Annotated in this window: 14 protein-coding genes; 12 read left to right on the top strand and 2 right to left on the bottom strand. The window is 46.7% G+C overall.

What is annotated here, in order from left to right:
* Positions 1 to 16: 16 nt before the first annotated feature.
* The 5 genes from FGQ85_RS01310 to thiI all read left to right on the top strand — a co-directional run bounded on the left by FGQ85_RS01310 (position 17) and on the right by thiI (position 4,866).
* Positions 17 to 736 carry an NUDIX hydrolase gene (locus tag FGQ85_RS01310; protein ID WP_087252771.1) on the top strand — a complete coding sequence of 240 codons (720 nt, stop codon included), beginning with the start codon at positions 17 to 19 and terminating at the stop codon, positions 734 to 736.
* Positions 733 to 1,704: a 50S ribosomal protein L11 methyltransferase gene (prmA, locus tag FGQ85_RS01305; RefSeq protein ID WP_138372449.1), complete on the top strand. Its 972-nt coding sequence runs from the start codon at positions 733 to 735 to the stop codon at positions 1,702 to 1,704. The genes FGQ85_RS01310 and prmA overlap by 4 nt, the downstream gene beginning before the upstream one ends.
* A gap of 5 nt (positions 1,705 to 1,709) precedes the next feature.
* Positions 1,710 to 2,450, top strand: coding sequence for a 16S rRNA (uracil(1498)-N(3))-methyltransferase (locus FGQ85_RS01300; RefSeq protein ID WP_138372448.1), 741 nt, complete (start codon positions 1,710 to 1,712; stop codon positions 2,448 to 2,450).
* 62 nt (positions 2,451 to 2,512) lie between these two features.
* On the top strand, positions 2,513 to 3,670 hold the full coding sequence (locus FGQ85_RS01295) for a cysteine desulfurase family protein (protein WP_138372447.1): 1,158 nt from the start codon (positions 2,513 to 2,515) through the stop codon (positions 3,668 to 3,670).
* A gap of 11 nt (positions 3,671 to 3,681) precedes the next feature.
* Complete coding sequence (thiI, locus tag FGQ85_RS01290) at positions 3,682 to 4,866, top strand: tRNA uracil 4-sulfurtransferase ThiI (protein WP_138372446.1); 1,185 nt, start codon at positions 3,682 to 3,684, stop codon at positions 4,864 to 4,866.
* Positions 4,867 to 4,963: 97 nt separating this feature from the next.
* Here thiI and FGQ85_RS01285 read toward each other — a convergent pair whose 3' ends face one another.
* The gene (locus tag FGQ85_RS01285; protein ID WP_087168212.1) at positions 4,964 to 5,194 is read right to left on the bottom strand and encodes an HPr family phosphocarrier protein; all 231 of its coding nucleotides are present in this window, start codon (positions 5,192 to 5,194) and stop codon (positions 4,964 to 4,966) included.
* 137 nt (positions 5,195 to 5,331) lie between these two features.
* Here FGQ85_RS01285 and mtaB point away from each other — a divergent pair, with 137 nt between their 5' ends.
* The 7 genes from mtaB (at position 5,332) to FGQ85_RS01250 (ending at position 11,308) form a co-directional block, all read left to right on the top strand.
* A complete protein-coding gene (gene mtaB / locus FGQ85_RS01280; RefSeq protein ID WP_087168211.1) occupies positions 5,332 to 6,663 on the top strand; it encodes a tRNA (N(6)-L-threonylcarbamoyladenosine(37)-C(2))-methylthiotransferase MtaB in 1,332 nt (443 codons plus the stop codon).
* Between the two features lie 52 nt (positions 6,664 to 6,715).
* Complete coding sequence (locus tag FGQ85_RS01275; RefSeq protein ID WP_087168210.1) at positions 6,716 to 6,979, top strand: IreB family regulatory phosphoprotein; 264 nt, start codon at positions 6,716 to 6,718, stop codon at positions 6,977 to 6,979.
* 2 nt (positions 6,980 to 6,981) lie between these two features.
* Positions 6,982 to 7,413: a Holliday junction resolvase RuvX gene (gene ruvX, locus FGQ85_RS01270; RefSeq protein WP_087168209.1), complete on the top strand. Its 432-nt coding sequence runs from the start codon at positions 6,982 to 6,984 to the stop codon at positions 7,411 to 7,413.
* A gap of 1 nt (position 7,414) precedes the next feature.
* Entirely contained in the window at positions 7,415 to 7,675 is a 261-nt protein-coding gene (locus tag FGQ85_RS01265; RefSeq protein ID WP_087168208.1) for a DUF1292 domain-containing protein, read from the top strand.
* 67 nt (positions 7,676 to 7,742) lie between these two features.
* A complete protein-coding gene (locus tag FGQ85_RS01260) occupies positions 7,743 to 9,413 on the top strand; it encodes a ribonuclease J (RefSeq protein WP_087252767.1) in 1,671 nt (556 codons plus the stop codon).
* Positions 9,414 to 9,433: 20 nt separating this feature from the next.
* Positions 9,434 to 10,078, top strand: coding sequence for an O-methyltransferase (locus FGQ85_RS01255; protein ID WP_087168206.1), 645 nt, complete (start codon positions 9,434 to 9,436; stop codon positions 10,076 to 10,078).
* A gap of 6 nt (positions 10,079 to 10,084) precedes the next feature.
* Positions 10,085 to 11,308 carry a U32 family peptidase gene (locus FGQ85_RS01250; RefSeq protein WP_138372445.1) on the top strand — a complete coding sequence of 408 codons (1,224 nt, stop codon included), beginning with the start codon at positions 10,085 to 10,087 and terminating at the stop codon, positions 11,306 to 11,308.
* Between the two features lie 44 nt (positions 11,309 to 11,352).
* Here FGQ85_RS01250 and sigK read toward each other — a convergent pair whose 3' ends face one another.
* A complete protein-coding gene (sigK, locus tag FGQ85_RS01245) occupies positions 11,353 to 11,976 on the bottom strand; it encodes an RNA polymerase sporulation sigma factor SigK (RefSeq protein WP_087168204.1) in 624 nt (207 codons plus the stop codon).
* Positions 11,977 to 12,057: the final 81 nt, after the last annotated feature.

Genomic DNA, 12,057 nt, shown 5'->3' with positions numbered 1-12,057 from the left:
GAAAGTAGGTGAAAAGATGCCGGCTTTTTTCGATGACATCGAAGCATTTCGCGGGGATGGAAGCAGAAACGAAAAGGGAGAATCCCTGGAAGCGTTTCTGGAAAAGTATGATCCTTACAAATACAAAAATCCATGCTGTACGGTGGACATGGCAGTATTCGGGTATTCCGGAACAGAACCGGATCGGGCAGAGGACCTGAAAGTCCTCCTGATCCGGAGAAAGAATCATCCGAGTATCGGAGACTGGGCACTGCCTGGCGGGTTTATAGATCTTTATGAAGATCTGGAAGAATCCGCAAAACGAGAACTTTATGAAGAGACACATATTGAAGGAGTCGAGACAGAGCAGATCCGGGCCTTCGGAGATGTCAGAAGAGATCCGAGAGCGAGAGTGATCACTACTGCATTTATGGCTCTTGTCCGGCTGGAAGATGTGAAAGCACAGGCAGGCGATGATGCAAAGGATGCGGCCTGGTTTACAATTGATGTCAGCGAAAAAGAGACAGAAGAAGGGAGCTTCTATGCGATGGAGCTTTCTAATCCGGAACGGAAGCTTCTGTTGAAACCTTTGGTCTGTCTTCGGGAAACCGGAGAATTGATCCGAAAAGAAGAGACTGTCATCCGGGACCGCGGCCATGTGGCATCTGATCATGCGGCCATTCTGCTTCTTGCCTGGCTGAAACTGAAACGCAGGATGGAAAACGCAAGAGCAAAAAAGGAGACAAAAATCAAATGAAATGGAATAAATTCAGACTACAGACGACAACTCAGGCGGAGGATGTTGTCAGCAGTATTCTTACGGACCTCGGAATCGAGGGCGTGGAGATCGAGGATAAGGTTCCGCTTACACAGAAAGAAAAGGAGCAGATGTTTGTCGACATTCTGCCGGAGACCGCACTGGATGACGGCGTGGCGTATTTAAGTTTTTATCTGGAAGAGAGCGAGGACAAAGAAGCAGTTCTTGAGAAAGTCAGAAATGAACTGGACGAAATGAGAGAATTCATGGATCTGGGACCTTGCACGATCGAGGAATCCCAGACCGAGGATGTGGACTGGGTCAATAACTGGAAACAGTATTTCCATCAGTTTTACGTGGATGATATCCTGATTATTCCATCCTGGGAAGAGGTAAAGCCGGAAGATGAAAGAAAGATGATCATTCACATTGATCCGGGAACTGCATTTGGAACGGGTATGCATGAAACGACACAGTTGTGCATCCGCCAGATTAAGAAATATGTGACGGATACGACCCGGATTCTGGATGTAGGATGCGGAAGCGGGATTCTTGGCATGCTGGCACTGAAATTCGGTGCGGCCTATTCAGTGGGAACGGATCTGGATCCGTGCGCGATTGATGCCACTCACGAAAACATGAAAGAAAACGGGGTGTCAAAAGATCGCTATGAGGTCATGATCGGAAATATCATCGATGATAAAGAAATTCAGGACCGTGTCGGATATGAAAAATACGATATTGTTGCGGCAAATATTCTTGCGGATGTCCTTGTCGCCCTGACTCCGGTGATTGTAAACCAGCTGAAACCGGGCGGAATTTATATTACAAGCGGCATTATTGATGACAAGGAAGAAGTTGTAAAGCAGGCGGTAAGTGATGCGGGACTGGAACTTCTTGATGTAACCTGTCAGGGAGAATGGGTCTGCGTCACAGCGAGAAAACCGCTGGAAAAGGCGGGAGAGTAATCAGCATGCAGCATTTTTTTGTGACACCGGAACAGGTGGAGGAAGAAGAGATTACGATTACCGGAAGCGATGTGAACCATATCCGGAATGTGCTGCGCATGAAGAAGGGCGAACAGCTTGAAATCAGCGACGGCAATAATAAAAAATATTTGTGTGAGATCCGGGAAATGACTGCGGATACCGTTCAGGCCGGGATTCTGGAGGTTTATCAGACAGATACGGAGCCGGCCTGCCGGACTGTCCTGTTTCAGGGGCTGCCAAAAAGCGACAAGATGGACTGGATTGTGCAGAAGGCTGTGGAGCTTGGTGTATCCGAGATTGTTCCGATGGCTACCCGCAGGGCGGTTGTAAAGCTTGATGCGAAGAAAGCAAAAAAGAAGACAGACCGCTGGCAGGCAATCGCCGAGAGCGCCGCAAAACAGGCGGGACGCGGAGTGATACCTGAGGTTCACGATGTGATGAGCTTTTCGGATGCACTTGCTTTTGGCAGGGTACTGGATCATGTACTCATACCGTATGAACTTGCCGAAGGAATGGAAGAGACGAGAAAACAGTTTCAGTCACTGAAAAAGGGAGAATCTGTAGGGATCTTTATCGGGCCGGAAGGCGGATTTGAGGTGGAAGAAGTAGAAAAAGCCGTAGCGGAAGCCGGAGCGGCTCCGGTTACACTTGGAAAACGGATTCTGCGTACCGAGACGGCGGGACTATTTGTACTTTCTGTTCTCTCGTATCTGATGGAAGAATAAAACCGGTGTCAAGATCCGGAAGAAATCATATGGTAATAAAAAAGGCGGAAAGGTAAGATCTGATGGAAGTATATTTGGACAATTCGGCAACAACAAAAGCATTTGACGCGGTCGGCGATCTGGTCCGGAAGGTGATGTGTGAGGACTATGGAAACCCGTCATCCCTGCACCGGAAAGGGATGGAAGCAGAGCAGTATGTCCGCAGCGCGAGGGAGACTTTCGCGAAAATCCTGAAAGTCCAGGAAAAGGAGATTTTCTTCACTTCTGGAGGGACAGAAAGCGATAATCTTGCGCTGATCGGGACGGCACGGGCATACAAAAGACGCGGTAACCACCTGATTACAACGGCGATTGAACACCCGGCCATTTTAAATACGATGCGGTATCTGGAAGACGAGGAAGGATTCCGGGTCACCTACCTGCCGGTGGACCAGTACGGCAGAGTGAAGCTCTCCGCGCTCCGGGAAGCACTCTGCAAGGAGACGATTCTTGTTTCCATCATGTATGTAAACAATGAGGTCGGATCTGTTCAGCCGGTCAAGGAGGCGGCCGGCATTGTGAAGGCATACAACAGGGAGATTATTTTCCACTCGGATGCCGTACAGGGATTTGGAAAGTACAGAATTTTTCCAAAAAGAGAAGGAATCGACCTCCTGACAGTCAGCAGCCACAAGATTCACGGACCGAAAGGAATGGGAGCGCTTTATATCAGCGACAAGGTGAAAATCCGTCCGATTGTGTTCGGAGGGGAACAGCAGAAAAATATCCGGTCCGGAACGGAAAATGTGCCGGGAATCGCGGGATTTGCTCTGGCTGCAAAAATGGTTTATTCGGATCTGGAAGAAAAGACGGCGCGGATGCGGAAACTGAAAGAGCGTTTCATAGAAGGAATCAGGCAGGTGGACCATGTGTCTGTACACGGACTGCCGGATGAAACAAGCGCTCCGCATATTGTCAGTGTCGGAATTGCCGGAATCCGGAGTGAAGTACTGCTTCATACACTGGAAGAAAAAGGAATCTATGTATCGTCAGGCTCGGCCTGTTCTTCAAATCATCCTGGTATCAGCGGGGTGTTAAAGGGAATCGGTGTGGAGCGTGAATATCTGGATGCGACACTGCGGTTCAGTCTTTCGGAATTTACAACAGAAGAAGAAATTGACTATACGCTGAAAACATTATATAATTGTATACCGATGCTCAGAAGATACAGACGGAGATAAAGGAGAAAGAAATGACATTTCAGACGTTTTTGATAAAATACGGAGAGATTGCGATCAAAGGGAAGAACCGTTACATGTTTGAAGACGCACTGGTGCGTCAGATCCGCTTTGCTCTTCGCAACACAGAAGGAACATTCCGTGTGCATAAATGTCAGGGGCGCATTTATGTGGACTGCGACGGATATTATGACTTTGATGAGACCGTTGAGAGCCTGAAAAAGGTATTCGGGATTGTCGGCATCTGCCCGGTTGTCCGGACAGAGGTCAAAGAGTTTGAAGAATTGAAAAAAGATGTAGTGGCATACATGGACGAAGCATATCCGGACAAAAATCTGACATTTAAAGTGGAGTCGAGGCGCGCAAAGAAGACCTACCCGGTCAACTCCATGGAGATGAACTGTGATCTGGGAGAAGCGATCCTGGATGCGTTTCCGGAGATGCGGGTGGACGTTCACAATCCGGATGTGCTCCTGAACGTGGAGGTACGGGAAGAGGTTTATATTTATTCCCACATCATACCGGGGCCTGGCGGAATGCCGATCGGAACAAACGGCAGTGCCATGCTGCTCCTCTCGGGAGGAATTGACAGCCCGGTTGCAGGTTATATGGTAGCAAAAAGAGGCGTCGGTCTTGAGGCGGTTTATTTCCATGCACCTCCGTACACAAGCGAGCGGGCAAAACAGAAGGTAGTGGATCTTGCAAAGAAGGTGGCGGCTTACACCGGACCGATCCGGCTCCATGTTGTCAACTTTACAGATATTCAGCTTTACATCTATGATAAATGTCCTCATGATGAGCTGACGATCATTATGAGAAGATATATGATGCGGATTGCCGAGACGATTGCAAAGGAAAATGGCTGTCTGGGACTGATCACAGGGGAAAGTATCGGACAGGTTGCAAGTCAGACGATGCAAAGTCTTCTTGTGACAAATGAAGTATGTACCCTTCCGGTATACCGCCCATTGATCGGATTTGACAAGCAGGAAATCGTAGAGATTTCAGAAAAGATTGATACTTATGAGACTTCGATTCTTCCGTACGAAGACTGCTGTACGATCTTTGTCGCAAAGCATCCGGTGACCAGGCCGAAATTGGATGTGATCAAGCGGTCTGAGACAAGGCTGTCGGAAGATATTGACCGTCTCGTACAGGAAGCGCTTGACACAACAGAAGTCATCGATGTGGAAGCATAGGAGAATTGGAAAAGTTTCCAGAGTGAATGAGGGTCCTTTTGACTCTCTTATGGAATAAAAAAATCCCCCGCGCTCAACGTGGGGGATTCGATTTCATCTAAACAAGATAAGGTTTTAAAACTTCTAAAACTTCATCAACGCCAGCATCAGCGTGAATGTTTAAATCAATCGGTTTAGATAAATCCAGGCTGAAGATACCCATAATGGACTTTGCGTCGATTACGTATCTGCCGGATACTAAATCGAAATCGTAATCAAATTTTGTAATGTCGTTTACAAATGATTTTACTTTGTCAATCGAGTTTAATGAAATCTTTACTGTTTTCATTGGAAACACACTCCTCTCTCTTTGTTTATATCAATATCTTATGATAGTACAATTAAAAAGTCAAGAAACAACTTGCCAAAGAAATGGAAGAAATTTCGTCATATTTTATAAAATTTTAGAAAAGGACTGAGGAAAAAATGAAAAAAGCGGCACTTCATAATCTCGGATGCAAAGTAAACGGATATGAGACAGAGGCCATGCAGAAACTTCTTGAAGAAGATGGATATGAGATTGTCCCTTTTCATGAGAAGGCGGATGTTTATGTAATCAATACCTGCACAGTGACAAATATTGCTGACAGAAAATCCAGACAGATGCTCCACCGTGCAAGAAAGCTGAATCCGGAGGCGGTGATAGTGGCGGCAGGATGCTACGTCCAGGCACAGGAAGAAGCGGGACAGGCGATTGAGGGAATCGACATTCTGATCGGGAACAATCAGAAAAAGAATCTGATCAGCCTTCTCCATGCACATGAACAGCATGAGGATATAAAGGCGGTGATTGATATCAATCATACCGGCGAGTTTGAAGAACTCTACGTGGATTCAGCCGGAGACCATACGAGAGCCTACATCAAGATTCAGGACGGATGCAACCAGTTCTGCACGTACTGTATTATCCCGTATGTGCGGGGCAGGATCCGCAGCAGACAACCGGAGGAAATCGTAAAAGAAGTGGAACGGCTTGCGGATGCCGGCTATCAGGAAGTAGTTCTGACCGGAATTCATGCAAGTTCCTACGGGGTGGATTTTGTGAATCCGAAGATGGATCTGGATTCCTGGGTGACTATGGAGGGAGAAAAAAAAGATCTTCTCTACCTGATTCAGCAGATCCATAAAGTAGAAGGAATCAGGAGAATACGCTTAAGCTCGATCGAGCCGAGAATTATTACAGAAAAATTCGCAAAAGAACTTGCAAAGCTTCCAAAGGTCTGCCCGCATTTCCATCTGTCCATGCAGAGCGGCTGCGATGCAACGCTAAAGAGAATGAACAGACACTATACGAGCAGAGAATACTATGAAAAATGCGGTATTTTAAGAACGTATTTTGAGCATCCGGCGATTACAACGGATGTTATTGTAGGCTTCCCGGGAGAGACGCAGGAGGAGTTCGAGACGACCAGGGCGTTTATTGAAAAAGTCGGATTTTATGAGACTCATGTGTTTAAGTACTCCAGAAGAAACGGTACAAAGGCGGCGTCCATGCCGGACCAGGTGCCGGAACAGAAAAAGGCGGAAAGAAGCCAGATCCTGCTTGATCTCTGTAAAAAGAAAAAGAAAGAGTTTGAAGATCAGATGATCGGAAAGCAGGTAGAAGTCCTTCTGGAGGAAACCTTTGAAAAAGACGGGGTCCTTTACCGGACGGGCCTTACAAAAGAATATGTAAAAGTTGCGGTAAAGGCTGATAATACGAGGGAAAATCAGATTCTGGAAATGACCATTGAGAATCATTCTCAAATTATGGATTGAATTTTAGATGGGATTATATTAGAATAGAGTAGTAGTATTGGAGGTCGCAACGATGAAAGATTTATCAAACACACAGTTTTTCCAGGTGGGCCAGGGCCCGCAGATTCAGGCAAAGGATATTCTTGAGATCGTTTATAAGGCTTTGCGTGAGAAAGGATACAATCCGGTCAACCAGATGGTTGGTTATATCATGTCCGGAGACCCGACTTATATCACAAGCCATAACGGTGCAAGAAGTCTTGTCATGAAGATGGAACGAGATGAACTGGTCGAAGAGATGCTCAAAGCATATATTGAGCACAATGGCTGGGAGTAACGATGAGAGTAATGGGATTGGACTTTGGCGCGAAGACCGTAGGAGTCGCTGTGAGCGATCCTTTAGGTCTGACTGCCCAGGGGGTCGAAACAATTACTAGGACGCAGGAGAACAAGCTGAGAAAGACACTGGCGAGGATCGAGACACTTGCCGGAGATTTTAAGGTGGAAAAAATTGTGCTTGGATTCCCGAAACACATGAATAATGATATCGGAGAGCGTGCCGAGAAGACACTCGCGTTTAAGGAAATGCTTGAGAGACGGACCGGGCTTGAGGTGGAATTATGGGATGAGAGGCTCACGACAGTCTCTGCTGAGAAAGTACTGATGGAAAGCGGCGTGCGCCGGGAAAACAGGAAACTCTATATAGATAAAATTGCAGCAGTTTTCATACTGCAGGGATATCTGGATTCCGTTGGTATGAGAGGAGTTTAGAATGGAGAAAATTATGTTTATGCCGGAAGGTTCGGATCAGCCGGCAGCATTCTATGTTTTGGAACAGACAAAAATCAGGGGAATTTCCTATATTCTTGTGACGGATAAAGAAGAGGGAGATGCGGAATGTCTGATTTTAAAAGATAAAAGCAATAGCGAAGGGGAGGACTCCCTGTATGAGATCGTAGAAGACGAAGTGGAACTTCAGGCAGTATCGAAAGTGTTTGAAGAACTTCTGGAAGATGTGGGGATCGAACTGTAGCTTTTTGCGGATCTTATTACCAGTCAGAGAATGAATGGACGGAAAATAAAATCATGGAGGTGTAGATTTGAAAAAAACGAACAATTCAAAATTGCGTATCATTCCGATAGGCGGACTGGAGCAGATCGGAATGAACATTACTGCCTTCGAATATGAAGACAGTATTATTGTGGTAGACTGCGGTCTTGCATTCCCGGAGGACGACATGCTGGGAATTGATCTTGTGATACCGGATGTCACCTATTTAAGAGATAATATTTCAAAAGTGAAAGGGTTTGTGATTACCCACGGACATGAAGACCATATCGGAGCGCTGCCGTATGTATTGAAAGAACTTAATCTTCCAATTTACACGACAAAACTTACGATGGGCATTATCGAAAACAAGTTAAAAGAACACAATCTGATGAGGAGTACGAAGCGGAAAGTCGTACGCCACGGCCAGTCTATTAATCTCGGGAAATTCCGAATTGAATTTATCAAAACAAACCACAGCATTCAGGATGCGTCTGCGCTTGCCATTTACTCACCGGCGGGGATTGTTGTTCATACGGGAGACTTTAAGGTGGATTACACGCCGGTATTCGGTGACGCGATTGATCTGCAGCGCTTTGCCGAGATTGGAAAGAAAGGCGTACTGGCGCTGATGTCGGACAGCACCAATGCGGAGCGGCCGGGATTTACCCAGTCTGAACGTACGGTCGGACGGACATTTGACCATATTTTTGCGGAGCACACTAATACGAGAATTATTATCGCGACGTTTGCATCGAACGTGGACCGTGTGCAGCAGATTATCAACTCTGCTTACAAATATGGCAGAAAAGTTGTCGTGGAAGGACGGAGCATGGTCAATATCATCTCTACCGCCGCGGAACTGGGATATCTGGACATTCCAAAGAATACACTGATCGAGATTGACAAGCTGAAAAACTATCCTCCGGAGAAGACGGTTCTGATTACGACAGGAAGCCAGGGAGAGTCCATGGCGGCACTTTCCCGCATGGCAGCGGATATTCATAAAAAAGTGACCATTATGCCGGGAGATACGGTTATTTTCAGTTCCAACCCGATCCCGGGAAATGAGAAGTCTGTATCGAGAGTGATCAATGAGCTCTCTGCAAAAGGGGCAAATGTGATCTTCCAGGATGCCCATGTATCCGGACATGCCTGCCAGGAAGAACTGAAACTGATCTATTCTCTTGTGAAGCCGAAATATGCGATTCCGGTACATGGAGAGTACCGCCATATGAAAGCAAATGCAGGGATTGCGGAGCAGCTTGGAATTCCGAAGGAAAACATTTTCATTCTCCATGCCGGAGACGTGCTGGAGCTGGATGACAAGGGTGCAAAGATTGCTGACCATGTGCAGACGGGAGCGATCCTTGTCGATGGACTTGGCGTCGGCGATGTGGGAAATATTGTGTTAAGAGACCGCCAGCATCTGGCAGAGGACGGAATCCTGATCGTTGTTCTGACCCTTGCAAAAGGAACAAACCAGCTGCTGGCCGGACCGGATATTGTGTCCCGCGGATTTGTCTATGTACGGGAATCCGAAGGGCTGATGGAAGAGGCGAAAGAGGTGCTTGGTGTCGCTCTGGAGGGATGCTTAAGCAGCCGTAACGCAGACTGGAGCAAAATCAAACTTGTAATCCGTGATACCATGAATGAGTTTATCTGGAAGAGAACAAAGAGAAGACCGATGATTCTTCCGATCATTATGGACGTCAATGTATAGGCGGGAAAGGGACAAAACGGATGATAGTGGATGAGAGGATCGTAGATTACATCCGTTCACTGGAAACACGAAACAGCGAAATACTGGAAATGATTGAGCAGGAAGCACTTAAAGAGCGGGTTCCGATTATCAGAAAGGAAATGCAGAGCTTTTTAAAAGTGCTTCTGCTTTTGAAAAGGCCAGAACGGATTCTGGAGATCGGTGCCGCGGTCGGGTTTTCGGCACTGCTCATGAGCGAGTATGCTGGAAACGGATGCAGAATCGATACGATCGAAAATTATGAAAAGCGGATTCAGAAAGCTGAAGAAAATATCAAAAGAGCCGGAAAAGAAGAGCAGATTCATCTTCTGAAAGGGGATGCGATGGAGATCTTAAAGACACTGGAAGAACCGTATGACATGATCTTTGTCGACGCAGCGAAGGCACAGTATATTGCCTATTTTCCGGAAGTGATGCGGCTTTTAAACAAGGACGGGATGCTGATCTCGGACAATGTCCTTCAGGACGGCGGAATTATGGAATCCCGGTTTGCTGTGGAGCGGCGTGACCGGACGATCCACAGTAGAATGAGAGAGTATCTCTATCTTTTAAAACATGACGAAAGACTGGAGACAGCTGTCGTGCCAATCGGGGACGGGGCGTCTGTCAGTGTAAAGAAGGAGTGAACAAAAATGCGTCATCCGGAATTATTAGTGCCGGCGAGCAGCCTGGAAGTGCTGAAAACCGCAGTGATTTTCGGGGCAGATGCCGTATATATCGGTGGAGAGGCCTTTGGCCTTCGTGCGAAAGCGAAAAATTTTTCCATGGAAGACATGAAAGAAGGAATTGCCTTTGCGCATGAACATCAGGTGAAAGTCTATGTGACAGCCAATATTCTTGCGCACAATGCAGACCTTGAGGGCGTACGGGCATATTTTCAGGAATTAAAGGAAATTGGACCGGATGCACTGATCATTGCAGATCCGGGAGTGTTTGAGATCGCAAAGGAGGTCTGTCCTGAGATTCCGCGCCATATCAGTACACAGGCGAACAATACAAACTATGGTACCTACCTCTTCTGGCATCACCAGGGAGCGGAGAGGGTTGTGACGGCAAGAGAGTTGTCTTTGGATGAAATCCGGGAGATCCGTGAGCACATTCCGGATGACCTTGAGATCGAAACATTTATTCACGGGGCAATGTGTATTTCCTATTCCGGCCGCTGCCTTCTGAGCAATTATTTTACCGGCCGGGACGCGAATCAGGGGGCATGCACCCATCCGTGCAGATGGAAATATTCCATCATGGAAGAGACAAGACCGGGCGAATACATGCCGGTTTATGAAAATGAACGTGGAACCTACATTTTTAATTCCAAGGATCTGTGCATGATTGAGCACATTCCGGAATTGATGGAAGCCGGGATCGACAGTTTCAAAATCGAGGGAAGAATGAAGACGGCTCTCTATGTAGCCACTGTGGCACGGACCTACCGGAAAGCGATCGATGACTATCAGGAGAGCCCGGAGCTTTACGAGGAACATATGGACTGGTACAAAGAGCAGATCGCAAACTGTACCTACCGCAAATTTACAACAGGCTTCTTCTTCGGAAAGCCGAATGAAGAGGCGCAGATTTACGATAACAATACCTATCTGAAAAATTATACGTATCTTGGTATTGTAGACGAGATAAAGGACGGTCTCATCCGGCTGGAACAGAAAAATAAATTCTCTGTAGGTGAGGAGATTGGGATCATGAAGCCGGATGGAAGCGATGTGAAGACGAAAGTCCTTGCAATCTATGACAGCGAAATGCAAAGTCAGGAATCTGCCCCGCACGCCAGACAGCTTTTGTGGGTGAAGCTTGACAGGGAAGCATCCAGATACGACCTTCTGAGGAAAAAAGAAGAATAAAGAAGACATAGTATGTAAAACACGGCAGAAAACGCCGTGTTTTTTTAATCCTCAAAGAAGAGACGGAGTTTTTCGATAGCGCTCTTCTCAATCCGGGAGACGTAGGATCTGGAGATGCCAAGCCTTTTCGCGATTTCACGCTGTGTCAGGATTTCCTCGTTGTAGAGACCGTAACGAAGTTTCAGCACCAGACGTTCTCTTTGAGAAAGTTCGGATTCTACTTTTTGATATAGTTTTCCAATATCATCCTGGAGTGTGATCTGCTCATCCACTTCCCGTGCCTCGGATTCCATAATGTCAAAAAGACGGATTTCGTTTCCCTCCTTGTCAGTTCCGATGGGTTCGTAGAGGGAAACCTCCCCGGATACTTTTTTCCGGGAGCGCATCAGCATCAAAAGTTCATTTTCAATACAGCGGGCGGCATAGGTGGCAAGACGTACGCCTTTGTCCGGATTGAATGTCATGACAGCTTTGATCAGTCCGATGGTTCCGATGGAGATCAGGTCCTCGGTATCTTCGGAAAGATGCTGGTATTTTTTGACCACATGTGCTACAAGGCGCAGATTATGTTCAATCAGGATGTATTTTGCTTCCAGATCTCCCTCTGTATACTTCTGCATATAATACTGTTCTTCGTCGGCAGTGAGGGGCTGTGGAAATGATTTCAAGGGAATACGCACCTCTTAACATGTTTGCTATCAGTTTATGAGAATGTAGGATTTTTTGTGCTTTTCCAAAATAAGAATTGA

The sequence above is a fragment of the Pseudoflavonifractor sp. BSD2780061688st1 E11 genome, assembly GCF_005844125.1.
GTDB lineage: Bacteria > Bacillota > Clostridia > Lachnospirales > Lachnospiraceae > Sellimonas > Sellimonas catena.
The sequence above is the reverse complement of the archived record's forward strand: the minus strand, read 5'-3'. Positions and strand labels throughout refer to the sequence as shown.